The sequence below is a fragment of the Aeromonas sp. CA23 genome (genome assembly GCF_002587065.1).
Lineage (GTDB): Bacteria > Pseudomonadota > Gammaproteobacteria > Enterobacterales > Aeromonadaceae > Aeromonas > Aeromonas bestiarum.
Map to the genome: position 1 here is coordinate 1 of NZ_CP023818.1, position 24,021 is coordinate 24,021.

At 63.1% G+C, this 24,021-nt stretch carries 18 protein-coding genes, 1 pseudogene and 1 riboswitch; of the genes and pseudogenes, 13 read left to right on the top strand and 6 right to left on the bottom strand.

The features are described 5' to 3' along the window. Positions 1-72: 72 nt before the first annotated feature. From arnB to CK910_RS00045, 9 genes and pseudogenes are all read left to right on the top strand, one after another. Positions 73-1,202 (top strand): annotated as a pseudogene (gene arnB / locus CK910_RS00005) (UDP-4-amino-4-deoxy-L-arabinose aminotransferase). 6 nt (positions 1,203-1,208) lie between these two features. After that, positions 1,209-2,186 (top strand): undecaprenyl-phosphate 4-deoxy-4-formamido-L-arabinose transferase, encoded by a 978-nt coding sequence (gene arnC / locus CK910_RS00010; protein WP_098980609.1) that lies wholly within the window; start codon positions 1,209-1,211, stop codon positions 2,184-2,186. Then, positions 2,186-4,177 carry a bifunctional UDP-4-amino-4-deoxy-L-arabinose formyltransferase/UDP-glucuronic acid oxidase ArnA gene (gene arnA / locus CK910_RS00015; RefSeq protein WP_043554677.1) on the top strand — a complete coding sequence of 664 codons (1,992 nt, stop codon included), beginning with the start codon at positions 2,186-2,188 and terminating at the stop codon, positions 4,175-4,177. The genes arnC and arnA overlap by 1 nt, the downstream gene beginning before the upstream one ends. Further along, positions 4,170-5,069, top strand: coding sequence for a 4-deoxy-4-formamido-L-arabinose-phosphoundecaprenol deformylase (gene arnD / locus CK910_RS00020; RefSeq protein WP_098980610.1), 900 nt, complete (start codon positions 4,170-4,172; stop codon positions 5,067-5,069). Before arnA ends, arnD begins: the two co-directional genes overlap by 8 nt. Before the next feature lie 121 nt (positions 5,070-5,190). Then, positions 5,191-6,834 carry a lipid IV(A) 4-amino-4-deoxy-L-arabinosyltransferase gene (arnT, locus tag CK910_RS00025; RefSeq protein WP_098980611.1) on the top strand — a complete coding sequence of 548 codons (1,644 nt, stop codon included), beginning with the start codon at positions 5,191-5,193 and terminating at the stop codon, positions 6,832-6,834. Further along, a complete protein-coding gene (locus tag CK910_RS00030; RefSeq protein WP_043135091.1) occupies positions 6,834-7,178 on the top strand; it encodes an EamA family transporter in 345 nt (114 codons plus the stop codon). The genes arnT and CK910_RS00030 overlap by 1 nt, the downstream gene beginning before the upstream one ends. Continuing rightward, positions 7,175-7,606, top strand: coding sequence for a 4-amino-4-deoxy-L-arabinose-phosphoundecaprenol flippase subunit ArnF (gene arnF, locus CK910_RS00035; protein WP_098980612.1), 432 nt, complete (start codon positions 7,175-7,177; stop codon positions 7,604-7,606). The genes CK910_RS00030 and arnF overlap by 4 nt, the downstream gene beginning before the upstream one ends. A 215-nt stretch (positions 7,607-7,821) precedes the next feature. Further along, positions 7,822-8,691: a phosphoribulokinase gene (locus tag CK910_RS00040; RefSeq protein ID WP_042870090.1), complete on the top strand. Its 870-nt coding sequence runs from the start codon at positions 7,822-7,824 to the stop codon at positions 8,689-8,691. Between the two features lie 15 nt (positions 8,692-8,706). Then, positions 8,707-9,240: a DUF4136 domain-containing protein gene (locus CK910_RS00045; RefSeq protein ID WP_043135095.1), complete on the top strand. Its 534-nt coding sequence runs from the start codon at positions 8,707-8,709 to the stop codon at positions 9,238-9,240. A 67-nt stretch (positions 9,241-9,307) separates the two neighbouring features. Here CK910_RS00045 and CK910_RS00050 read toward each other — a convergent pair whose 3' ends face one another. Further along, the gene (locus CK910_RS00050; RefSeq protein ID WP_042870087.1) at positions 9,308-9,604 is read right to left on the bottom strand and encodes an MliC family protein; all 297 of its coding nucleotides are present in this window, start codon (positions 9,602-9,604) and stop codon (positions 9,308-9,310) included. 49 nt (positions 9,605-9,653) lie between these two features. Beyond that, positions 9,654-10,058 carry an OsmC family protein gene (locus CK910_RS00055; RefSeq protein ID WP_005311765.1) on the bottom strand — a complete coding sequence of 135 codons (405 nt, stop codon included), beginning with the start codon at positions 10,056-10,058 and terminating at the stop codon, positions 9,654-9,656. A gap of 310 nt (positions 10,059-10,368) precedes the next feature. Between CK910_RS00055 and crp the strand changes: the two genes are divergently transcribed. After that, positions 10,369-11,007: a cAMP-activated global transcriptional regulator CRP gene (crp, locus tag CK910_RS00060; RefSeq protein WP_042870085.1), complete on the top strand. Its 639-nt coding sequence runs from the start codon at positions 10,369-10,371 to the stop codon at positions 11,005-11,007. 122 nt (positions 11,008-11,129) lie between these two features. Continuing rightward, positions 11,130-11,930, top strand: coding sequence for a putative RNA methyltransferase (locus CK910_RS00065; protein ID WP_098980613.1), 801 nt, complete (start codon positions 11,130-11,132; stop codon positions 11,928-11,930). Positions 11,931-11,991: 61 nt separating this feature from the next. On the opposite strand, the gene CK910_RS00070 is transcribed toward CK910_RS00065, so the two are convergent. From CK910_RS00070 to CK910_RS00085, 4 genes are all read right to left on the bottom strand, one after another. Next, a complete protein-coding gene (locus tag CK910_RS00070; RefSeq protein WP_301336236.1) occupies positions 11,992-13,914 on the bottom strand; it encodes a glycoside hydrolase family 19 protein in 1,923 nt (640 codons plus the stop codon). A 76-nt stretch (positions 13,915-13,990) separates the two neighbouring features. Further along, on the bottom strand, positions 13,991-16,369 hold the full coding sequence (locus tag CK910_RS00075) for a M66 family metalloprotease (RefSeq protein WP_098984938.1): 2,379 nt from the start codon (positions 16,367-16,369) through the stop codon (positions 13,991-13,993). An 86-nt stretch (positions 16,370-16,455) separates the two neighbouring features. Then, on the bottom strand, positions 16,456-19,068 hold the full coding sequence (locus CK910_RS00080; RefSeq protein ID WP_043135097.1) for a glycosyl hydrolase family 18 protein: 2,613 nt from the start codon (positions 19,066-19,068) through the stop codon (positions 16,456-16,458). Positions 19,069-19,179: 111 nt separating this feature from the next. Further along, a riboswitch (cyclic di-GMP riboswitch) is annotated at positions 19,180-19,267 on the bottom strand. 175 nt (positions 19,268-19,442) lie between these two features. Continuing rightward, positions 19,443-22,943, bottom strand: a complete 3,501-nt coding sequence (locus CK910_RS00085; protein WP_098980614.1) for a hybrid sensor histidine kinase/response regulator — start codon at positions 22,941-22,943, stop codon at positions 19,443-19,445. A gap of 225 nt (positions 22,944-23,168) precedes the next feature. Between CK910_RS00085 and CK910_RS00090 the strand changes: the two genes are divergently transcribed. After that, the gene (locus tag CK910_RS00090; protein WP_098980615.1) at positions 23,169-23,789 is read left to right on the top strand and encodes a DUF2975 domain-containing protein; all 621 of its coding nucleotides are present in this window, start codon (positions 23,169-23,171) and stop codon (positions 23,787-23,789) included. A gap of 7 nt (positions 23,790-23,796) precedes the next feature. Next, the gene (locus CK910_RS00095; RefSeq protein ID WP_005311752.1) at positions 23,797-24,006 is read left to right on the top strand and encodes a helix-turn-helix domain-containing protein; all 210 of its coding nucleotides are present in this window, start codon (positions 23,797-23,799) and stop codon (positions 24,004-24,006) included. The last annotated feature ends 15 nt before the right edge of the window (positions 24,007-24,021 follow it).

A 24,021-nucleotide genomic window follows, 5' to 3' on the forward strand; every position in this document is an offset into this window, starting at 1 on the left:
TGAGCATCATTTTTAGGGCTGCCCCGCCTGCTGGGCACTGATTAATATTCATTGTTGGATCGCTTATGCAAGATTTTTCTGCCATTTTCGAGGCCCGCCATCGGCGATGCCGAGATAAGTGCTGTCTGTGAGGTGCTGAAATCGGGCTGGATCACTACCGGCCCGAAGAATCACGAGCTGGAGCAGCAATTCTGTGACACATTCGGCTGCCAGCATGCGATCGCGCTCTGCTCTGCCACCGCCGGCATGCACGTCACCCTGATGGCGCTGGGGATAGGCCCGGGGGATGAGGTGATCACCCCCTCCCAGACCTGGGTCTCCACCATCAACATCATCACCCTGCTCGGCGCCGAGCCCGTCTTCGTCGACGTGGACAGGGACACGCTGATGACCAGCGCCGAGCTGATAGCGCCGCTCATCACCGCCAGGACCAAAGCCATCATACCGGTCCACTACGCCGGTGCCCCGTCGATCTGGACCCTATCCTCGACCTGGCACGCCAGCACGGCATCCCCGTCATCGAAGATGCGGCCCACGCGGTCGGCACCCGCTACCGGGAGCGCTGGATTGGCGCCACCGGCACCGCCATCTTCTCCTTCCATGCCATCAAGAACCTGACCTGCGCCGAAGGGGGCATGCTGGTGACCGATGACAAGGAATTGGCGGACAAGGCCCGCATGCTGAAGTTTCACGGGCTGGGGGTGGATGCCTTCGATCGCATGAGCCTGGGCCGCAAGCCGCAGGCGGAAGTGATCACCCCGGGCTTCAAGTACAACCTGGCCGACATCAACGCAGCCATCGCCCTGGTGCAGCTGGCGCGCCTGCCCGAGCTCAATGCCAGGCGGGCCGAGCTGGTGGCCCGCTATCAGGAAAAACTGGCCGGCCTGCCGCTGATGCCGCTCGCCGTGCCCGCCTATTCCCATCTGCACGCCTGGCACCTGTTCATGGTGCGGGTCGACCCCGAGCGCTGTGGTCTGGACCGGGATCGGCTGATGCAGGCGCTGCAGGAGCGCGGCATAGGCACAGGGCTGCACTTTAGGGCCGCCCATACCCAGAAATACTACCGCGAGCGCTACCCGACGCTCAGCCTGCCTCATACCGAATGGAACTCATCGCGCCTGTGCACCCTGCCACTCTTCCCGGACATGACGCTGGCCGACGTTGACCGTGTGGTCGCGGCACTCATCGACATATTGGAGTAACGACACGTGAACAACACAGACATCAAGCTGGTTTCGGTGATCATCCCCGTCTACAACGAGGAGGCCAGCCTGCCCGTGCTGCTGAGCCGGGTCACGGCCGCCTGCGAACTCCTGCCCCAGGATTACGAGGTGATCCTCATCGATGACGGCAGCCACGACGGCTCCACCGAAATCATCAGCGAGGCCGCCGCCAAAGACGGCAGCAAGCTGGTCGGGGTGCTGCTCAATCGCAACTATGGCCAGCATGCCGCCATCATGGCCGGCTTCGAGACCGCCAAGGGGGATCTGGTGATCACCCTGGATGCGGATCTGCAGAACCCGCCGGAGGAAATCCCCCGTCTGGTGGAGGCCGCCATGCAGGGTTATGACGTGGTGGGGACGGTGCGTCGCAACCGCCAGGACTCCTGGTTCCGCAAGACCGCCTCCCGCCTCATCAACAAATCGGTGCAAAGAGCCACCGGCGTGCACATGAGCGACTACGGCTGCATGCTGCGGGCCTACCGCCGCCACATCATAGACGCCATGCTCTGCTGCCAGGAGCGCAGCACCTTCATCCCCATCCTGGCCAACAGCTTCGCCCGTCGCACCATAGAACTGGAAGTCGGCCATGCCGAGCGGGCCCACGGGGAATCCAAATACGGCCTGATGCACCTCATCAACCTGATGTATGACCTGGTCACCTGCATGACAACCACCCCCCTGCGGCTGCTCAGCATAGTCGGCAGCGTGGTGGCGGGCATAGGTTTCACCTTCTCCATCCTGCTGATCCTGATGCGCTTCGTGATGGGCGCAGACTGGGCCGCCGATGGCGTCTTCACGCTCTTTGCCATTCTCTTCACCTTCGTCGGCGTACAGCTGCTGGGCATGGGGCTGCTGGGGGAATACATAGGCCGCATGTACACAGACGTGCGCGCCCGTCCCCGCTACTTCATCCATCAGGTCGTGCGCAGCGCCTCCACTCCTTCGCAACAGGAAGCTGAATAATGAAAGTTGTCGTCTTTGCTTATCACGATATCGGTTGTACCGGTATCGAGGCCCTGCTCGAGGCAGGCTACGAGATCCAGGCCGTCTTCACCCACGCCGACGATCCCGGCGAGAACCGCTTCTTCGGCTCGGTCGCCCAGCTCTGCGCCGAGCACGATCTGCCGGTCTACTCCCCCGAGGATGTCAACCATCCGCTCTGGGTCGAGCGCATCAAGGAGCTGGCGCCCCAGGCCCTCTTCTCCTTCTACTATCGCAACATGCTCAAGCAGGCGATCCTGGACATTCCGACCGTCGGTGCCTTCAACCTGCACGGCTCCCTGCTGCCCGCCTACCGCGGCCGCGCGCCCATCAACTGGTGTCTGGTCAACGGCGAGACCGAAACCGGCATCACGCTGCACCAGATGACGGCACGGCCCGATGCCGGCGCCATCGTCGCCCAGCAGGCCGTCGAGATAAAAGACGCCGACACTGCGCTGACCCTGCACGGCAAGGTGCGTCTCGCCGCCAGGACCTTGCTGGAGGCCGAGCTGCCGAAACTGCGCGCCGGCGACATCTCGCTCACCCCGCAGGATGAGAGCAAGGCCAGCTACTATGGCCGCCGCACTCCGGCCGATGGCGAGCTGCACTGGGATAACCCGGCACGGGCGCTCTACAACCTGGTGCGCGCCGTCACCCAGCCCTATCCGGGCGCCTTCAGCTTCGCCGGCGATCGCAAACTGACGGTGTGGAAGGCAAATCATCTCGAGCAGACCAGCGACAAGCTGCCCGGCACCATCCTCAGCCAGGATCCGCTGCGCATCGCCTGCGGTGAAGGGGTGCTGGAAATCGTGGCCGGCCAGGCGGAAGGCGGCCTCTATGTGCGTGGCGCCCAGCTCGCCCGTGAACTGGGTCTGGTGGCCGGCATGCGGCTCGGCCCCAAGGCCAGCAATGCCCTGCGCAAGGAGCGCCTGACCCGGGTGCTGATCCTCGGGGTCAACGGCTTCATCGGCAACCACCTGACCGAGCGCCTGCTCAAGGATGGCCGTTACGAGGTCTATGGGCTGGATATAGGCGCCAGCGCACTGGAGCGCTTCATCGGCCACCCCAACTTCCATTTCGTGGAAGGGGACATCAGCATCCACACCGAGTGGATCGAGTATCACATCAAGAAGTGCGACGTGATCCTGCCGCTGGTGGCCATCGCCACCCCCATCGAATACACCCGCAACCCGCTGCGCGTGTTCGAGCTCGATTTTGAAGAGAACCTCAAGATCGTTCGCTACTGCGTGAAGTACAACAAGCGCATCATATTCCCCTCCACCTCCGAGGTGTACGGGATGTGCGACGATCACAGCTTCGATGAAGACGAATCCCGTCTCATCGTCGGCCCCATCAACAAGCAGCGCTGGATCTACTCCGTCTCCAAGCAGCTGCTGGATCGGGTGATCTGGGCCTATGGCAAGAAAGAGGGGCTCAGCTTCACGCTGTTCCGTCCCTTCAACTGGATGGGCCCGCGCCTCGACAGCCTGGACTCCGCCCGCATCGGCAGCTCCCGCGCCATCACCCAGCTGATCCTGAACCTGGTGGACGGCACCCCGATCCAGCTGGTGGATGGCGGCGCCCAGAAGCGCTGCTTCACCGACATAGAGGACGGCATCGAGGCCCTGTTCCGCATCATAGAGAACAAGGGCAACCGCTGTGATGGCCAGATCATCAACATCGGCAGCCCGGACAACGAGGCCAGCATCCAGCAGATGGCCGAGGTGCTGCTCACCAAGTTCGAGGCACACCCGCTGCGCCACCACTTCCCGCCGTTTGCCGGCTTCAAGATGGTGGAGAGCAAGTCCTTCTACGGCGATGGCTATCAGGATGTCTCCCACCGTCGTCCGAGCATCAAGAATGCCCGCCGCCTGATCGACTGGGAACCGACCATCGAAATGGAAGAGACCATAGGCAAGACCCTGGACTTCTTCCTGCAAGGGGCGGTCACCACGGGAGTCGAGCATGATTGATGTGGGTCTGCGGATCGACGTTGATACCTTCAGGGGGACCCGTGACGGGGTTCCCCGCTTGCTGCAACTGCTCGACAAGCATCAGGTCAAGGCCAGCTTCTTCTTCTCGGTCGGCCCCGACAACATGGGGCGCCACCTGTGGCGCCTGCTCAAACCCCGCTTTTTGCTGAAGATGCTGCGCTCCAACGCAGCATCCCTCTATGGGCTGGACATACTGCTGGCCGGCACCGCCTGGCCCGGCAAGTCCATCAGCAAACAGCTGGGCTCCCTGATGCGCGACACCGACAGCGCCCGCCACGAGGTGGGGCTGCACGCCTGGGATCACCACGGCTGGCAGGCCAACACAGGACGCTGGGGCGAGGCCGAACTGATCCGCCAGACCCGGCTCGGGGTGGATGCACTCAACCAGATCCTGGGACGGGAGGTGGACTGCTCCGCCGCCGCCGGCTGGCGGGCAGACCCGCTCACCACCCAGGCCAAGGAACATTTCGGCTTTCGCTACAACAGCGACTGTCGCGGCAGCGGCCTGTTTCGGCCCCTGCTGCAGGATGGGCGGCTCGGTACGCCGCAGATCCCGGTCAATCTGCCCACCTTCGATGAAGTGGTCGGCCCCGAGGTGACGGCGTCGCAGTTCAACGCTTTCATCCTGGGCAAGCTCTGTACACCGCCGCAGGTGGCGCCTCACGTCTACACCATTCACGCCGAGGTGGAAGGGATCGTCATGGCGGAGCAGTTCGATGCCCTGCTGAGCGAAGCCAGGGCGCGCGGCATCCGCTTTGTTCCGCTGGGGGATCTGTTACCATCCGACCCCGCTCAGCTGGGCGCCGGGCGACTGGTACGCGGCACCCTGCCAGGGCGAGAGGGCTGGCTTGGCTGCAAGGCCGACGCATAGACCAGACACAACAAGTCAGGCCACCAGACAGTGGCAGGATGAACCATGACGCAGCACATCGGGCCCCTGAGGGCGGCATGATGAACCATTGCGCTCACCACACAATGCTACAGAGGATGTCATGACGTTGACCAAGTGGGCACTGCCCCTGTTCTTTCTCTTCTTTTACCTGCTGCCGCTCGACCAGCGGCCGCTATGGAGCCCCGACGAGAACCGCTACGCCGAGATAAGCCGGGAGATGGTGAGCACAGGAGACTGGGTCGTGCCCCACTTCCTGGGCTTGCGCTACTTCGAGAAGCCCATCGCCGGCTACTGGTTCAACAGCATCAGCCAGCAGCTGTTCGGTGACACCAACTTCGCCGTGCGTTTCGCCTCGGCCGCCGCCACCGGCCTGAGCGCCGTGCTGATCTTCTGGTTCGCGCTGCAGCTGTGGCAGTGCCGGCGCAAGGCCTTCCTCGCCAGCCTCATCTATCTGTCGCTGTTGATCGTCTACGGCATAGGCACCTACAGCGTGCTCGATGCCATGGTCACCCTCTGGCTCAACGCGGCCATGGTCAGCTTCTACATCATCCGCAAGGAGGGATCGCTGCGCAGCCGGATCGGTGGCTACCTGCTGTTCGGCCTCGCCTGCGGCATGGGCTTTCTCACCAAGGGCTTCATCGCCCTGGCGGTGCCCGTCATCGTCATAGTGCCCTACGTCCTCTATCAGCGCCGTCTGCTCGAGCTGGTGCGCTTCGGGCCGCTGGCCATACTAAGCGCTGTCCTGCTGACCGCCCCCTGGGCCATCGCCGTGCACCTGCGCGAGCCCGACTACTGGCACTACTTCTTCTGGATTGAACACATACAGCGCTTCGCGGCGGACAACGCCCAGCACAAGGCGCCGTTCTGGTACTACCTGCCCATGGGGCTCCTCGGCACCCTGCCCTGGCTCGGCCTGCTGCCCGGTGCTCTGCGCAAGGGCTGGCAGAATCGCAAGATAAGCCCGGAGACCCTCTATCTGCTGGCCTGGGTCATCTTGCCGTTCCTCTTCTTCAGCATCGCCAAGGGCAAGCTGCTCACCTACATACTGCCCTGCTTCGCCCCGCTGGCCATGCTGATGGCCGCCAGCGCCGTCGACCTGCTCAAGGAAGGTAAAGAGCGAGCTTTCAGGGTCAATGCCTGGCTGAACGGCCTGTTCGGCCTCATCTGCCTGGCGGTGCTCGCCGTGCTGGCCTTCTCCCCCAGCCACGCCGTCTACGGCGAAGAGGATCATGGGGCGCTGGCGGTGGCCATGGTCATCTTTGCCGGCTGGGCCCTGCTCGGTTTCATCCAGTTGAAGGATGTCAGCCGCCGCTGGACCCTGAGCGCGCTCTGCCCCATGGTGCTGGCCATAGGCCTGCCCTGGGCGCTGCCGCAATCCCTGATCGACTCCAAGCTGCCGGAGCGCTTCATCGAGGCCAACCAGGCCGTGCTGATGCAGTCCGGCACCCTGCTGGCCAACGATGTGGGGCTGGCTTCCTCCCTCGCCTGGGAAACCCGGCGCAGCGAGATCACCCTGTTCGACAGCAAGGGCGAGGTGCATTACGGTCTCGGCTACCCGGATGCCGAGGGGCGCTACGTGGCGCGCGCCGACTTCCCTGCCTTGCTGGCAGAGGCGCGCAAGAAAGGTCAGGTGGCCCTGTTGATGAAGACGGATCGGGACGGCAACACGGGCCCAGTTCCCCCCGCTGACGAGACGATCGTGAGTCATCGGCTGACCCTGCTGATCTACCACGGGGTCCAGTGATGGACATACTGCTGCTGCTGCTGGTGTGCCTGCTGACCTGCGGCGGTCAGATGCTGCAAAAGCAGGCGGTCATCAGCTGGCAGCGTCAGCCCTGCAGCCACTGGCAGAAGCTGTTGTCACCCTGGCTCATCGCCAGCGTGGCGGCCCTCGGCAGCGGCATGCTGCTCTGGATCTACCTGTTGCAGCGGCTGCCGCTGAGCATGGCCTACCCCATGCTCAGCATCAATCTGGTGCTGGTGCTGATAGGCTCGCGGCTGTTCTTTCACGAGCAGATCACCTATCACAACTGGCTGGGGGCTGGCGCCATCATCATTGGCGCCCTCTTGCTGGGAGGCTTGCTATGAGTGGGGTTGGCAAAGCACCTGAGGTGACGGGGAAGCCCGCGCTCAAGGGCTATCTCTATGTGCTCGGCAGCATACTGCTGGTGACCCTGGCCCAGCTCGGCATGAAGTGGGGGGTGATCCAGTTGCCCGCCTGGCAGGCGGATCTCGCCGTCATGCTGGCCCATCCGCTGCCGCTGCTGGTCATCCTCGCCGGGGTGGGTTGCTACGCCCTGTCGCTGCTCTGCTGGCTGGCGGCGCTGCACTCCACCCCGCTCAACATCGCCTATCCCCTGCTCAGCACCAGCTATGCGCTGGTCTATCTGCTGGCGGTCAGCATACCGAGCTTTGCCGAATCGCTGGAGCCGGGCAAGGCGGTAGGGGTGATCTTCATCCTGCTGGGGGCCGTGCTGGTGGGGATAAAGCCGGTGAGCAAGCAAGGCGCCAGCTAGCCCTGGCTACACGAAACGACGGCGCGTCTGCGCCATCTCAATAAGGGCTGCATCGTCAGCCCTTTTTTTGTGGCGCGACTCCCCCTTCATCACTGAGTACCCGATAACAAGTGTCACGCCAGGCTGCCTGTTGCAAGAGAGTACCGACAAGCGGCGCACTTGACCGCACTCGGAACATGCCTTTATAACGGAACTCCCAAGGAAGAGATAATTCTATGTCGGCCAAGCATCCCATCATTGCGGTTACCGGTTCGTCCGGTGCCGGCACCTCCACCTCCACCAACGCCTTTCGCTCCATGTTTCATCAGCTGGGGTACAAAGCGGCGGTGGTGGAAGGGGACAGTTTTCATCGCTACACCCGACCGGAAATGGACGTGGCGATCCGAAAGGCGCGCGAACAGGGGCGCCACATCAGCTATTTCGGCCCCGAGGCCAACGACTTCGGCCTGCTGGAGAGCTTCTTTCAGGAGTACGGCCAGAACGGCAGCGGCCAGTATCGGCGCTACCTGCACAGCTTCGACGAGGCGGTGCCCTTCAACCAGATGCCGGGCACCTTCACCCCCTGGCAAAACCTGTCAGCCGACACAGACCTGCTGTTCTATGAGGGGCTGCACGGCGGCGTGGTCACCGAGGATCACAACGTGGCCCGCCACGTGGACTTTCTCATCGGCGTGGTACCCATCGTCAACCTGGAGTGGATCCAGAAGCTCATTCGCGACACCTCGGAGCGCGGTCACTCACGCGAGGCGGTGACCGATTCGATCGTCCGCTCCATGGACGACTACATCAACTTCATCACACCGCAGTTTTCCCGCACCCACATCAACTTCCAGCGGGTGCCGACCGTGGATACCTCGAACCCCTTCAGTGCCAAGGTGATCCCGAGTCTGGACGAGAGTATGCTGGTGATACGGTTTCGTGGCATCAAGCAGGTGGACTTCCCCTACCTGCTGTCGATGATAGATGGCGCCTTCATGTCACGGATGAACACCATAGTGGTCCCGGGTGGCAAGATGGGCTTCGCGATGGAGCTGATCCTGCGCCCGCTGATCCAGCAGTTGCTCGAAACCGGCAAGATCACCTGAGCCAAGGAGTTTATGATGCGGTTAGCGTTTCTCTCTGTGGTATTGGCCGCCCTGCTGGGCGGTTGCAGCAGCGGCCCCGCCGCCCCGACCGTCGAGTCGGGCACCATGGTGGTACGACCGGCGGCCAGCTGGCCGTTTGGGGCGACGCCGCGCTACGCGCTGGCCGAGCAGTTCCAGTATGCGGGTGACAGTGCCGAGGGCTGGCTGGAGCCGGTGCAGCAGGCGGTCAACCAGGAGCTGGGCAGCAAGGGCTGGCAGAGCGTGCCGCTCGCCGAGGCCGATGTCTGGGTCGCCATCGGCGTCGCGGGCAGCAAGGATCTGAGCGATGGCGAGATCTTCGCCCGCCTCGGCATGACGCCCGGGCTGCAGGCCAAGGCCGGCGATCGTAAGGGTACCCTGGCCATAGTGCTGCTCGACCGGCGCACCCAGCAGGCGGTGTGGAGCAGCGCCATCTCACTCGCCAGCGACGTGGCCATCCCGGAGGCGTCACGCCGCCAGCTGAGCCAGCAACTGGCCAGCCAGATGCTGAACGCCCTGCCGACCCGCTGATACAGCGCCCTTCCCCATAAAACAAAACGGCCTGCGCGAGCAGGCCGTTGCGATCACACCATGACGATCACTTGCGCTGACAGGTCAGCAGGGTCACCCCTTTTTGCGTGAGGAGGGCCTGCTTCTCCTGATTCCAGAAGGTGGTGACACCGTCGGAATACTTGGCACCGGATTCCGCTTCCACCCGGCCCAGCTTGTGATACACGCCGGCATAGGGGAACTGCACCATGTCGGCCTGGGCATCATAGGTCACGGCCAACAACTCTTCCCCGCACTGGTACTGGCTGTACTGGTACTGGGTCGGTTGCGGCATGCTGCAGGCCGCCAGCCCCAGCAGGGGAAGTAACACGATCATGTTTTTCATTGCACTTTCCTTATGTCATGGTGTTATTCAATCGGAAGAGTCACGGCTATCAGGCTTCAAGAATTTGATAACTATGGGTAATTTCTACCGCTTTTTCCAACATCAGGGAAACGGAACAGTACTTTTCCATCGACAGATCCACGGCGCGGGCCACCTGTTTCTCCGCCAGCCCCTTGCCGGTCACGACGAAGTTGAGGTGGATCTTCTCGAATACCCGCGGCACCGACTCCACTCGCTGCCCTTCCAGCTCCACATGGCAAGCGGTCACGGATTGACGCGCCTTCTCCAGGATGGAGACCACGTCGATCGAGCTGCAACCGCCTACCGCCAGCAGGATCATCTCCATCGGGCTGGCACCTTCGCCGGGGTTGGCGCCGTCCAGGGTCACCTGATGACCGGACTCACTCTCGCCGACAAACTTCATGCCTTCCACCCAGCTGACCTTGGCTTTCATCTCACATTTCCTCTTATATGACGACAGATCTGACTGACATAGCATACCCCAGACGGAGCTATAGCGGCACATGTCAGCCATTTTCGCGAACTTGCAGGCGAACTAGATCAAAATCAACATCTGATGCCGCCATCTTCCCTAAAATGGGCGGGATAGCGCAGCAGGCAACAAGGGGATCTGGCAAAAGCCCTCAAAGCCTTGTCAGCACAGACAAAGGCTCTTATCCTACTGCGACTAATACAAGGAATGGCAAGGTTGGCAGCTTGCCCGGACGCACGAGTCCATAAAAAGACACTACAGAGGAATTCTCATGGTCATTGGCAAACCGCAAAGCGATCCCACCCTGGAATGGTTCTTGTCGCACTGCCACATTCATAAGTATCCCGCCAAGAGCACCCTGATCCATGCGGGTGAGAAAGCGGAAACCCTCTACTACATCGTCAAGGGCACTGTGGCCGTCTTGATCAAGGACGATGAAGGCAAGGAGATGATCCTCTCCTATCTGAACCAGGGCGACTTCCTGGGCGAGATGGGCATGTTCGAGGAGAGCGAGAATCCGGAGCGTTCCGCCTGGGTTCGCGCCAAGGGCTCCTGTGAAGTAGCCGAGATCTCCTACAAGAAGTTCCGTCAGCTGATCCAGGTCAATCCGGAAATCCTGATGCGTCTCTCCGGTCAGATGGCGACTCGACTGCAGCACACCAGTCAGAAAGTCGGCAACCTGGCCTTCCTGGACGTCACCGGCCGGATCGCCCAGACCCTGCTCAATCTGGCCAAACAGCCGGATGCCATGACCCACCCGGATGGCATGCAGATCAAGATCACCCGTCAGGAGATAGGCCAGATCGTTGGCTGCTCCCGCGAAACCGTAGGCCGGATCCTCAAGATGCTCGAAGAGCAGGAGCTGATCTCCGCCCACGGCAAGACCATAGTGGTGTTTGGCACCCGCTGACAGGGTTCCCTGACGGCTCAGCACAGGGCCGTTGGATAAAAAAGGCTGCCACGGCAGCCTTTTCTGATCGTCTCCCCTATAATCCTGCACGCCCTTCCCCGGCCTCAACCAAGCGAGTGTGTATGCATCTTCAATGTCCCCTTTGCCGCAGTCCCCTGCATCTTCACGAAGCATCCCGCGGGGTCTATTGCGACAACAAGCACCATTTCGATCCGGCTCCGGAAGGCTATCTGGATCTCATTCCCGGCAAGAAGAACCCCAAGGACAGTGACAGCCGCGCCCTGATGCGCGCCAAGCGCAACTTCCTGGAACAGGGTCACCAGGCGCCGCTGGTGGATGCCATGGCGGCCCTGCTCGCCCCGCTCGGCCCCCGCGAGCTGATCCACCTGGGTTGCGGCGAAGGCTACTACTGCCGCGCCCTGGCCGAGCGCCTGCCGGGTTGGCAATTTGCTGGCGTCGACATCGCCAAGAACACCATCTTCGCCGCCAACAAGGCACAGCCGGACGCTCAGTTCGTCATCGCCGATCCGGCCCGCGCCCCTATCCTGCCGGGTACGGCCCAGGTGCTGCTGGTCAACGACCTCAAGGTCAAGACAGAGCAGCTGGTCAGCTGGCTGGCACCGGGCGGTTATCTGCTCTACCTGCAACCGGGCCCGCGCCACCAGTGGCAGTTGAGGGTCAGCCTCAACCCTGTGAGCATGGAACACCCCCTCAGCTGGCCCACCCTCGGCGGTCTCACCCCACTGGGCCAGGAACGTTGCCAGTTCGCCATGACCATGGATCAGTCCCTGCGCAGCTTCATCCTGGAAACCAGCCGCCTTGGCTGGCGCGCCAGCGGTGAACAGCGCCACGCCTTTACCCAGCAGGGACCGGACGAGCTGGAACAGGATCTGCTGCTGAGCCTGTGGCAAAAGCCGCTCTGATGGCGCGTCCTCCCATGAAAAAAGGCCCTGACGGGCCTTTTTTATTGAACGAATACAGACGTCACAGCTTGATCCAGGCATCCCCCCAGGCCGTGCCCTTGCCGGGCTCATAGGCCCAGGCAGCGCCCGCGCACCAGCCGGTGTAGGGGTGCGGCTTGCACTGGTAGTTGCCCCCCAGATTGCTCACCTTGTCACCGGCCTTGTAGGCCGTACCTGCTTTGTAGGGCGGGTTGCCATCGGGCGGCGTGGTGCCGCCGCTGCCCTTGATCAGGATCTCGTGGGTCGCACTGCGGCTGAGCCCCTTCTCGTCGGTCACCTTGAGCACGAAGCCGTAGCGGGTGTCGCTGACCGGGGTAGCCGGCAGGGTGGCACTCAGGGTGGACTGGCTCAGATCCGAGGCGCTGGCCCCGGCGGGCAGAGCCCAGGCGTAGCCGAGCGGCTTGCCTTCCGGATCGCTCGAGCCCTGGCCGGAGAGCAGCACGGTCGCACCGCCCAGCGCCTCGCTCGGGCCGCTGATATTGGCCACCGGCGGCAGGTTGGTGCCACCGCCGTTGTCCTCGATCACCACCTCGGGGAAGAAGTGCTGCACGCACTGGCTGTAGTCCCGCGCCTTGAAGGCACTGAAGCGGGTCTGGTAGCCCACCAGCTTGCAGGCGTAGCTCTTGCCGCCGTTGGGGTTGCCCGGCACATAGCTCCAGTCGTTCTCCCAATAGATGGGCAGGGCGCCGGCGCCCGCCTCGTCAAAGTACTTCATGTTCTTGCAACCGAGCACCTCGTCTGCCGGCACGGGTACCCCCAGATACTGGGCCTGGGCCTGGTAGTAATTGATGCGGTTCTGGGACTGGGCGTGCTCGGCCGCGCCGCCGCACTCCACCCCGCCGTTGATGATCTGGGTGGTCACCCCGAAGCCCGGCACCAGGCCGTTCTGCCGGTCGTGGGCATTGGGCTGCCAGGTGCCGTCGATCACGTGCAGCATGGAGGGCTTGGGCGGCTGCGGATAGACGAAGAAGAAGACGGCGCTGGCCAGGTTGAGCCAGGTGTCCGCCACTTTCTCCGGGTTGTCCAGCAGGGTGCGCACTGTGCCGAACATGGCCTCTGAGAAGGGACCGTAGTTGTAGTTGTACGACAGCTGCTTGGCGCCACGGCCGAAGTAGCTCTTGAACTCGCCGTTCTCGAACTTGCCGCACGGCCACTGCTGGCCCTGCCACACATCCGGCCGGCACTCGGCGTTGTAACCGCCGCGCATCTGCTCGGTCCAGCCCATCTCCCGCACCCACACCAAACCCTGGCGCCACTCGGGCTCGGGTCGCCAGCTCTCGTGACCGCCGGTTTCCTGGGCGAAGTGGGCGAACATCGTGGCCAGCGACTTGCGGCAGATGGCCTCGGCGTTGCGCCCGTCGCTGTAGTCGCCGCAGAAGGCCGGGAACTTGGCCACCGCCTGCAGGAAGCCGCGATAGGTGTATTCCGGGGCCCGCAGCGGGAACAGGAAGTTGAACTGCGACTCGCTGATCAACCCCTCGACCCGCTTGACGTTGGCGGGATTGAGCGGCAACCCTGGGGCCACCGCCTCGACCACGGCGTTGTCACGGGTCGCGATGGAGGCCTTGACTGCCGCCATGGCCGGGAAGTCGGTGAGCGCTTTCTCCTTGGCATCCAGCTCGCTCTGGCTCAGGTAGACGGGCGAGCCTTCGGTGGCACCGCTGCCCCCCTCCGCCGGGGGCGTGACGCCAGCGCCGCCATCGGGCGGGGTCGCCTCGCCGTCACCCATCAGGGCCCACGGAGAGTCCCACTCGTTGGCGACCTGCAGCCCAGGGCTCTGGCCCGGATTGGCGTACCACTTGGCTTCATAGATCTTGCCGTTGAAACTGACCTGGCTGCCGCCACCGTATCCCTGATTGATGTCATACAGGGCGGCGGCCCACAGCTGACCGCTCAGACAGAGTCCGGCCAGCAGGCTGGCCACAGAGGACTTTCTTATCATCATCGTTACCTCTTGCTAGATAAAAGGCGGGGCTTGGCCCCCGCCAGTGGCACCTCGCGTTGCGCGAGAAAAAAACGTCTCAGCGCACCGCCAGCGGCATGCCGTTGACCGTGTAGCCGAGCCCGGCCGGTGCCGGCGCGAGCTGGGCCTCGTTCTGCTGCTGGTTGCGGCACAGCAGGCTGGCACTACGCGGCTCGCTGGCGGTGGGCACGTTGACATGGAACTTGTTCATCACGTTGGCGCTCAGACGGTGATTGGCGAGCCGGAAGCGCAGCAGGCCATCGCGGGTCTCCACCTGCAGCTGGCAATCCCCCGTCCCGAGTCGCTCGCCGTCATCGCCATAGGCAAAGCCGTAGGCGCCGTGCAGCGCCGGATAGAGGTAACTCGGCAGTTGGCCCTGCGGATCGTAATAACCGACCAGGGTCGTCACCGGCACCCCGAAGGCCACGGGTTTGCGATCCACCGCCAAGTCCGCCGGCGGCCCCTCGTTCCAGCGGCTGCCGTCCGAGCGGTAGCTCTTCTTGAAGCCGCGCGAGACGGTGATCTGCTGGCCATTGACGAAGAGGGTGCTGTTGTAGCCGGCGTCGTGATCGATGCTGACGACGCGGCCGCGATTGACCGCCGAGGCCGGCGGCAACTGGATGTTGCGGGTCCAGTTGCCATCCCACATGGCCACCTTGACCAGATCGTACTCAGCCAGCAGGGCCGCCAGCCTCACCTCGCCCAGATCACTCACAGGTGCCGTGATCTGCTCGGAGAGATCGACCCTGTGCCGGTAAGGCTCCATCCTGGCCTGGCTCTCGTTCCACTTGCTGAAACCCGTGGACGAGCCGGCATCGAACACCGCCTTGCTCTCTAGGAAGCGCTGGATGATGGCCGCCGAGTTGGGGGTGTAGAGGGTGAAGCGGTTGAAGCCGGAGAGCGGCGCCCCGCCGGCCATGGCATCCAGGCCAAACGTGCGGTCATGGAAGGGGGCCTGGCACTGACCGTCGAGGCAGGTGCTCTGGCCGCTGCGGGTCGCGAAGAAGTTGGGGATGAAGCGATTCTTGTCGCCATCCCAGCCCCAGGTGGCATTGATCTGGTCGGCGCTGCGATGCACAGAGCCGGCAAAACCGCCCACGTAATGGCCAAGGCCGTAGTTGTGGCCCACCTCGTGGCTGAACTCGTTGCCAAGGGATGCGTCCAGGGTGACTATGCCGCCCCCGCCGGAGCCACCATGCACCTGTACCCCCTTGGCGTACTTGCCACGGCTGTTGTGGGCGGCCAGCTGGGCCACCACATAGGGATGGCTGCTCTCCCCCTCACCGGCCGTACTGTTGATGCCGTAGTTGGCATTGTCGATGCCAAGGGAGATGAGCTCCTTGCCGATGCGCTGACGCATGGTGCCCTCGTGCCAGCCCCCCTCGCTCGGATCGAAGTCGGTGAGCAGGGTGCCATCCGGCAGCATCACCTCCGGCAGTGACAGGGGTGCGTACTGGCTGACGATGAGCCGGCTGGCGGGAATGGTCTGGAAATACTCACGCTGGGCCTCTTTGTCCTTGGCAAACGCAAACTGGTCGCGCGGACTGGTCAGCATGCCGATGTCTATGGTGTGGATCAGCAGCTCACCCGGCGCCCCCACCTTGAGGTCCGTCAGCTCGCCGTGAAGCTGGTTATGACTGAACCACAAGCTGAGTCCAGGTACTATCCATTTGGAGGGCAATACCCCGCTCCAGGCATCGCTGGCGTAAGTGATGCCGTTGTTTTCCAGTTCGCCATCGCGGATCCACTGGCCACGCACGAACTTGAACTGCTGGCTCTGGCCGCGGGAGAGGGTCACCTGGCGGCCGCTGAAAAAGACGGTCGAGTCGTAGCCGGCATTGGAGGCGAGGCGCACCATCTTGCCTTCCAGCGTCCCATCCGTCGGCAGATACATGTTGCGCACCCAGCGCCCGTCTGCGGTCTGGATGGACACAAGCGCATGGACTCGCAACTTGCTCAGCAGGAAGGCGCCACCCGGATCGCCCAGCTGTGCCAGTTCGCTGCTGCTGTTGATGACGCCCGTGGTGCCCGGGCCCGGAGTGAAATCGACCCCTTCCTCGGGAGAACCCTCCAGGTAGTAGGCGGTTTTGGGTAGTCGAGAGGGGGGGTTGAGACCCATAGAACCAAGCAACTTACCCGTCCCATCATAGGCCATCACCACCATGGGAGCTGTGCTGTCGGCTTGCATCGGTCTGACCAGCAACAGGCTCTTGCGCAGGGCGGTGAGATGGGGCTGATTGTCCCCCTCACGCGGATGGGCGGGCAGGATCTGGCTCTGGGCAAACTGCACCCTGGCGGCCAGCGAACCTTGCAGATCGTTCTGTGGCTGGGTGCCGTCGAAGATCAGGGCAGGGACAGCCTGAGTAGCGGCCAGCAGAGAACCGCTTGCCAGCACTGCGGTGATCAGGCTGGCAATACGGGTAGTGTGTATGGTCATCATGACGCTCGCTGTTGTTGTGGGAAAAAGAAGGGGCATGCAAGCATGCCCCGGTTGGTTCACAGAAAGGCTAGTTGACAAAGAAGTTAATTACAGCTGGCGGCGCCTGCATCCTGCCAGACGTCGTGCTTGCCGGGCTCATTGCCCTTGGTCCAGTACTGGGCCTTCCACTTGCGACCGTTGTGGGTGGTCAGGTCACCGGCGTTGTAGGCCACACCGGCATCCCAGCCCAGCTGCACCTGGCTTGTCAGCTTCCACTGATCGGCGGTGCGGCTCGGTTCATTGCCCTGGGTCCAGTACTTGGCCTGCCACACCAGCTGGTTGTGGCTCACCTTCTCGCCACCGTTGTAGGTGGTCGCGGCCTTCCAGGCCGGCCAGTTGGCGGCATCGGGATCCGTGGCACCACAGTCGCCACCACCGCTGACCGGGGTCACGGTAAGGCGGGTCTTGCCCTGGGCATCCAGGGCGCCGTCGGTCACTGTGACCGTGAGGTCATAGCCGGTCTCCACTGTCACGGCAGGGCCAGTCACCACCAGGGTCTTGCTGTTCTGACCGCTGGCGGTCAGGCCTGCCGGCACGCTCCACTGATAGCTGAGGGTGTCACCGTTGGGGTCGGTGGCGCTGGCGGTGATGCTCACCTGCTTGCCGGCCTGGACCGAGACCTTGTCCTGCACAGTCACCACAGGCGGCAGGTTGGGTTGCGGCGCCTTGTTGGTCACCACCACCTGATCCTTGGCACTGAGGTTGTGATCGTCGGTCACCGTCAGCTCGAACACCAGATTCACGTCCTGGCTGACCGCATCGACACTCACCTTGGCCTTGGCCTGGTTGGCATCGCTCAGGGTCGCCTTGGGACCGGAGATCTGGGTCCAGCTGTAGCTCAGTACGGCCCCTTCCGGATCACGGGATGAGGAACCATCCAGCACCAGCTCGGCCGGCCCCGTCACCGCGAGATCATTGCCTGCGTTGGCCACAGGCGGCTTGTTGACCGGCGGTGTTGTGCCTTCGCCGTTGCCCAGCCCCTCGTGTATCGCATTGAGGATGTCGCCGTTGTCGGCGTCGATTTCCCAGGCGAACATGCCGCCGAGCTGGTTGGCCAGCACGTACTGCCCCTTGGCCTTGACCGAGCGATCGTCATCGAAGGTGATGAGCTCGCCGGTGGATGCCTTGAACACATAGGGCGCCTCGGCCACCTCGTCGTAGCTGTACTGCCAGTCACCGGCCATCTTGCCCTTGGCGATGCCGCGGTAGTCGATGACCCCCTTCTCCCAGATCCCTTCCGCTTCGCTGCCCGCGATGGGGCCTGTGGCGGTGCCGGTGAAGGGGTTGTTGCCCTGATACCCGCTGACGCCGGTCCAGCCACGGCCATACATGGCCGCGCCCACCACGACTTTGCCCGGATCCACGCCCTGACCCAGCAGCGCCTTGACCCCCTTGTCGGTGGTGTACTTGGTGTTGGGATCCCAGCTCGCCTCATAGAGCGCTGTCTGGTGGCCCAGCCCGGTATTGGTCCAGGCACCGTTGAAGTCGTAGCTCATCAGGAAGATGTGATTCATGTATTGCTGGGCGGCGCGATAGTCCACCTTGGCAATCTTGTCGCCGCCGGCGCTGATGGCAGAGGTGAGCTCGTAGGTGCGACCCGTCTCTGCGCTCAGCTCGTCGAGCATGGCGCGCAGCTCCTTCATCAGGAGCACATAGGTCTCGCCATCGGAGGCGCTGCCGAGGTTGGGGTTGGCCCCCAGACCGCCCGGGAACTCCCAGTCGATATCCACCCCGTCGAAGAATTTCCAGGTCTGCAGGTACTCCTTCACCGAGGCGACGAAGGTGTCGCGCTTGGTCTTGTCACCGAAGAAGAAGAAGGGGTCGGAGAGGGTCCAGCCACCGATGGAGGGGAGAATTTTCAGGTCCGGATAGGCCTTCTTGAGCGCCATCAGGTTGCCGAAGTTGCCCTTGTAGGGCTCGTCATAGGCGGTGAGATTGCCCTGCCCCATCTGGATGGCGGCCCAGGGATCGTGGATGGAGACCTTGAAGTCTTCGCGCCCGGCGCAGGAGCGTTGCAGCGCCTCGAAACTGCCCGCGATCTCTTTCAGGCTGTCATTGATGCCATTGCCGCCGCAGATGGGAGTAAAGCCGTAGAGGATGTGGGTCAGGTTCTGGGCCGGGACCTTGTCCACGGTGAACTTGCGACCATAGACGCCCCACTCCACATAGTAGGCCCCCACCACCTTGCCGGACTTGTTGGCGTAAGGCTTGTTGTTCTCCTGCAGCGGCGCCTTGAGCGGCACCAGGTGGCTGCCGTCGGTATCGGCCACCAGGATCTCTTTCTTGTCGGAGAGGGTGCAACCATCGGCGTTGCACAGGGCCACCTGCATCTGGTAGCGACCCCCCTTGGTCACCTTGAAGTTGGCTGTGCCGGCGGCGGAGGCGGCACCTGACCACACCTCCTTGCCATCGAGCAGCACCTTGGCGGTCTGGCCGACATCACCGGACCAGAGGTTCCAGCTCACGCTGACCGGCGCGCCATCGGCGTGTACCTTGACCAGCTTGTTGTAGGAGGTAGCGGCTTGATCCACTTCGACGATGGCGAACTTGGTTTCGCCCCAGCCTATGGTGGGTTTGCCGGGGGCGGCAGCGAAGGCGGAGGAGGCACACAGACCCCCGACCAACAACGCCAGTACTGAGGGTTTTGGACTTAACATAGTTGAATATCCTTATTTCGTTCTTGGAATAAATAACGAAAAAGGCAACGCCAACCTGACAGGTAACGCAGACAACATCGCTCCATGGCTTGGCCCATGGACGAAACAACCTGTGGTGGCCCCGCTATCTTAGGTACTGCTGACCCTTAGACCGGAAGCTTTGCGTCCCGGACTTTCGTCCGGTTTGCCTTTTGCACAACTTGATTTGCGACAAAAAATAATCGCGACCTGACTATAAGGGAGTCAAAGGAGGGAGAGCAAACCCCAGATAGGTTATTAATAAACCACTTTTTATCTAAAAAGAGCCTCAAACGAGAAGAAAAGGCACCTTATCGTGTCAGAAAGTGCCGATCTTGCCGCCTGAGGGGCCGAGATTAAAAATCAGATGAATTACTTGTTTCGTGATCATCATCAAGTTTGGCCGGCTGCAATATGCTGTTCATCAGCGCTCGCAACTTGAGCGGCTTGACCGGTTTGCTGATATAGCCGTAGCCGTGTTCTCGGATCTGCGCCTGCAACTCGCTCTTGCGATCCGCGCTGATGATGATGCCGCCTATGTCGTTGCCATGGGCGAGGCGCAGCATGTGCAGCGCCTGCAAGCCTGTCTTGCCGTCATCCAGGTGGTAATCGGACAGCACCAGCTGCGGCAGGAAGCCGCCGGCGATGAGATCTTCCGCCTGAGCCTGACTCTGGGCACAGACCACCTCGCAACCCCAGCGCCCCAGCAGGGAGTGCATGGCGATGAGAATGTCGCTCTCGTTGTCGATGCAGAGCACCCGCACGCCCTCCAGCTGGCTGTCTCGCAGGGCGGGGGCCGCCACCTGTGTCGTTGCGACAGGACGGGTCGCCAGATTGAGGGTGATGGCAAACACGGAGCCCGCCCCCGGCCAGCTGCGCAGGGTCAGGTTATGGCCCAGCACCAGGGCGATGCCGCGGGCGATGGCGAGCCCCAGCCCCAACCCCTGCTCCTTGGCGGTGCGGGAGTGATCGAGGCGGGAGAATTCGTCGAAGATGGCCTCCTGCTTGTCGGCCGGTATGCCTGGGCCGTTGTCCCACACCTCGATGCGCACCTTTTCCCCCAGCCGACGGCAACCGAGCAGCACACGGCCGCCCGGGTTGTAGCGAAACGCATTGGTGAGGAAGTTTTGCAGCACCCGCCGCAACAGGCGCACGTCGCTGTACACGGCCAGCTTGCTCTCCACCACAGAGAACTGTATGCCCCCCGCCTGGGCCAGCACCCCGAACTCCGCCTTGAGGTTGTCGAACACGTCGTGCAGGGCGAAATCGAGCTTTTTAGCCTTGAACTTGCCCGCCTCGAGCCGCGAGATGTCGAGCAGATCCGTGATGAGATCCTCGGTCGCCCCCAGCGCATCGTCGATGTGACGGGCGATGCGGGCCGTCTCATCCCGGGGCGGCAGCATCTCCAGCAGGGAAGAGGTAAACAGCTTGGCGGCGTTGAGCGGCTGGGTCAGATCGTGGCTCACCGCCGCCAGGAAACGGCTCTTGGAGTGGTTGGCCCGCTCCACCTGCTGGTTCACCAGCAGCAGCTGGCGGTTCAGCTCGGAGAGCTCGTGGGTGCGTTCGGCCACCCGCGCCTCCAGGTGTTCGTTGGCTTCGCGCAGCACCCGCTCGGCGTCGCGAAACGGGGTTATGTCGGTAAAGGTCATCACGAAACCACCGGCCGGCATGGGGTTGCCCTGCATCTCTATCACCCGCCCATCGGGGCGCTCCCGCGCCGAGATGTGGGGGCTGCCGCGCAGCATGAAGGCGACCCGCCGCGCCACATGGGCCTCGATATCGCCCGGGCCGCACAACCCCTGCTCGGCGTTGTAGCGGATGATCTCCTCGATGGAGCGCCCCATCTGGATGAGGCCGGGCGGGTAGTGGAACAGCTCTATGTAGCGCCGGTTCCAGGCCACCAGCTTGAGCTCCCTGTCCACCACGGAAATCCCCTGCCCCATGTGCTCTATGGCCCCCTGCAGCAGGCCGCGGTTGAAGCGAAACACGTCCGAGGCCTCGTCCACTATGGTGGCTATCTCTTCGAGCTGCATGTTGCGCCCCTGCAGGGCCGAGGCCAGCACCAGCCGGGCGGACGAGGTGCCGAACACCCCGGCCAGCAGCCGCTCTGTGTGGGCGATGAGCTCGGCCGAGGCCTGCATCTGGGGCGCCAGGGTACCTCCCCGCTCGCCGGCGAAGCGGCCGAAGGCGCGCTTGACCCGGCTCGAGCCGACGAAGCGGGCCGCCAGCATCTCCAGCTCCTTGACCGAGACCCGCGCCTGATAGAGGGCCGTGGTGTCGCGGCTCGGCTTGCCGACGAAGTTGGCCGCCTGCAGTCGCTCGCTCACCGCAGCCCGCGACAGCAGGGAGCCCGCCACATAGCCGAGCAGGTTGAGCAAGAGGCTCAGGAAGATGCACCAGGCCCCCAGGCTCAGATCACGCACCGCGGGCCAGTCCGGCGGCGCCAGCAGGGCTTCCAGCGGCGAGCCGGCCAGCAGGCCGCTCTCCGCCAGCAGGGTCGCAAACCAGAGGCTGACCCCGAGGGCGAGGCCGAGATAGACCCCCTTGCGATTGCCGTGCCGCCAGTAGAGGCCGAGCAGCAGGGCCGGCGCGAACTGGGCCACGGCACCGAACGACAGATAGCCGATGCGCGACAGGCTGGTGAGATCCCCGAGCCAGAGGTAAAGCCCCCAGGCCGCCAGCAGGATCAGCAGGATGGCGCCGCGGCGCACCTGCAGCAGCAGCCTAACCAGCCGCTCGTCCCGCCCCTGCTGCCAGAAGCGGCGCAGCAGCACAGGCAGCACCAGATCGTTGCTGACCATGATGGCCAGGGCAATGGTGCAGACGATCACCATGCCGGTGGCCGCCGAGGTACCGCCGAGAAACGCCAGCATCGCCATGCCGTCGAAACCGAGCGACATGGGCAGGCTGATCACATAGGTATCCGAGGCCATGCCGGCCCCCACCCACTGCTTGCCCGCCAGCGCCAGCGGCCAGATGAAGAGTCCCATCACGAACAGGTAGAGCGGGAACAGCCAGCGCGCCCAGTGCAGATCCTGGCCCTGGTTGTTCTCCACCACGGTCACGTGAAACTGGCGCGGCAGGCAGATGACGGCGCACATGGCGACCAGGGTGTAGATGGCAAGCTCCAGCAGACCGCCCGGCGTCACCGCCACCACGGCATCGAGAAAGTCGCTGGCCACCAGGGTGCGGGCCTGGCTCGGCTTGCTCAGGATCAGCCAGAGCGCGAAGCCCCCCACAGTCACGAAGGCGAGCAGCTTGACCACGGATTCGAAGGCGATGGCCACCACCATGCCTCTGTGGTGCTCGGTGGCATCCAGGTTGCGGGTGCCGAACAGTATGCTGAACAGCGCCAGCAGCAGGGCCACGCCGAGGGCCAGCCCGGCGGTATTGCCGGTGGGGCCGGCAGACACAGAGTTGGCCATCAGCAGATCCAGCCCGGTCACTATGGCCTTCAGTTGCAACACCAGATACGGGAGTATGCCCATGATGGCGATCAGCGCTATGACCATGGCCAGACGCTGGGACTTGCCGTAGCGGGCGGCGATGAAGTCGGCGATGGAGGTGATGTGCTCGCGCTTGGCCACCAGGATGAGGCGGGCCAGCAGTCGCCAGCCAAACAGAAACACCAGCATGGGGCCCAGATAGATGGGCACAGGTGACCAGGGGGATTCGCTGGCCTGACCGACGGTACCGAAAAAGGTCCAGGAGGTGCAGTAGACCGCCAGCGACAGGCTGTAGAGCAGGGGTTGCCCCTTGAGGCGACGGCGCTTGTTCTTGTCCGCCACGTAAGCGATCAGAAACAGCAGCCCCAGATAGGCGAGCGACAACCCGATCAGCAGCCATCCCTGGTGCATCTGTAACCTCTTGTCCATGTTGAATATTTAAGCGCGGCAGCTGCCAGTCTAGAGAGGTGCCCGGAAAATGTCATCTCCTTCTTGTGCATCACGCCTTATCGTTTTTCAATAAAAAACCCCTTGACTGAATATCGAAAAACGATAAACATTGGCGCCGAGTTATCGATAAACAGTAAGCAAATGCCGCACTGTGCGGTCCATGGCATCTATCACGAGGTAGTTAGGATGAAATACAACAAGCTCGAACGCATGAGCAGCCTGATCGAATGGATCCTGCTGTTCGCCCTGCTGGCCACCCCGATCATGACTGTGCTGGGCACCTGGTCCCATCTGCTCGGTGGCAGCGACTACCTGCAGGACGAGCTGATCAGTGCGCTGGCTCAGGAGGGTGACAAGGTGCTCAACGGTGTGCCGCTGACCATGGGGGAGGCTACCGCCGCCCAACAGGCCGTCCCCACCCCCTCGCTCAGCGACTATCCGCTTGACCTGGGCACGCGCCTGCTGGCTACCCTGGTCATGCTGCTGCCGGATCTGGTGTTCATGCTGATCCTGTGGCAACTGCACCAGCTGTTTCGCGGCTATCGGCACGCCATGCTGTTCACCTTCAGCCAGATCCGCCGCTACCGGTTGATCGGCCTGCTGCTGTGCGCCAGCTTCGTCACCAAGATCATCACGACCCCGCTGCTGGACACAGTGCTCACCCTGCCAGGCCCCGAGCTGCACGGCACTATCAACATAGGCTCATCTGACTTCCAGTTGCTGCTGGCCGGCTTGATTGTCTCGGCACTGGCCCTGGTGATGCGCGAGGCCAAACAGCTGGCCGATGAACAACAACTGACGGTGTGAGGATCCCATGCCCATCATAATCCGCCTCGATGCCCTGCTGGCCGAGCGCAAGATGACAGCCCGTGAACTGGCCCAGCGGGTCGACATCACAGAGGCCAACCTCTCCATTCTCAAGAACGGCCACGCCAAGGCGGTCCGCTTCTCCACCCTGGAAGCCATCTGCCGCGAGCTGGGCTGCCAGCCGGGCGACCTGCTGGGCTATGAGCAGGAGCGCTAACCCGCAGGAATACCG

What these genes read in the sequence shown, in the direction of transcription:
- arnA (WP_043554677.1), top strand. Translation starts at nt 2,186, where the DNA reads ATGAAAGTTGTCGTCTTTGCTTATCACGATATCGGTTGTACCGGTATC.
- arnD (WP_098980610.1), top strand. Translation starts at nt 4,170, where the DNA reads ATGATTGATGTGGGTCTGCGGATCGACGTTGATACCTTCAGGGGGACC.
- arnT (WP_098980611.1), top strand. Translation starts at nt 5,191, where the DNA reads ATGACGTTGACCAAGTGGGCACTGCCCCTGTTCTTTCTCTTCTTTTAC.
- CK910_RS00030 (WP_043135091.1), top strand. Translation starts at nt 6,834, where the DNA reads ATGGACATACTGCTGCTGCTGCTGGTGTGCCTGCTGACCTGCGGCGGT.
- arnF (WP_098980612.1), top strand. Translation starts at nt 7,175, where the DNA reads ATGAGTGGGGTTGGCAAAGCACCTGAGGTGACGGGGAAGCCCGCGCTC.
- CK910_RS00040 (WP_042870090.1), top strand. Translation starts at nt 7,822, where the DNA reads ATGTCGGCCAAGCATCCCATCATTGCGGTTACCGGTTCGTCCGGTGCC.
- CK910_RS00045 (WP_043135095.1), top strand. Translation starts at nt 8,707, where the DNA reads ATGCGGTTAGCGTTTCTCTCTGTGGTATTGGCCGCCCTGCTGGGCGGT.
- CK910_RS00050 (WP_042870087.1), bottom strand. Translation starts at nt 9,604, where the DNA reads ATGAAAAACATGATCGTGTTACTTCCCCTGCTGGGGCTGGCGGCCTGC.
- CK910_RS00055 (WP_005311765.1), bottom strand. Translation starts at nt 10,058, where the DNA reads ATGAAAGCCAAGGTCAGCTGGGTGGAAGGCATGAAGTTTGTCGGCGAG.
- crp (WP_042870085.1), top strand. Translation starts at nt 10,369, where the DNA reads ATGGTCATTGGCAAACCGCAAAGCGATCCCACCCTGGAATGGTTCTTG.
- CK910_RS00065 (WP_098980613.1), top strand. Translation starts at nt 11,130, where the DNA reads ATGCATCTTCAATGTCCCCTTTGCCGCAGTCCCCTGCATCTTCACGAA.
- CK910_RS00070 (WP_301336236.1), bottom strand. Translation starts at nt 13,914, where the DNA reads ATGATGATAAGAAAGTCCTCTGTGGCCAGCCTGCTGGCCGGACTCTGT.
- CK910_RS00075 (WP_098984938.1), bottom strand. Translation starts at nt 16,369, where the DNA reads ATGACCATACACACTACCCGTATTGCCAGCCTGATCACCGCAGTGCTG.
- CK910_RS00080 (WP_043135097.1), bottom strand. Translation starts at nt 19,068, where the DNA reads ATGTTAAGTCCAAAACCCTCAGTACTGGCGTTGTTGGTCGGGGGTCTG.
- CK910_RS00085 (WP_098980614.1), bottom strand. Translation starts at nt 22,943, where the DNA reads ATGCACCAGGGATGGCTGCTGATCGGGTTGTCGCTCGCCTATCTGGGG.
- CK910_RS00090 (WP_098980615.1), top strand. Translation starts at nt 23,169, where the DNA reads ATGAAATACAACAAGCTCGAACGCATGAGCAGCCTGATCGAATGGATC.
- CK910_RS00095 (WP_005311752.1), top strand. Translation starts at nt 23,797, where the DNA reads ATGCCCATCATAATCCGCCTCGATGCCCTGCTGGCCGAGCGCAAGATG.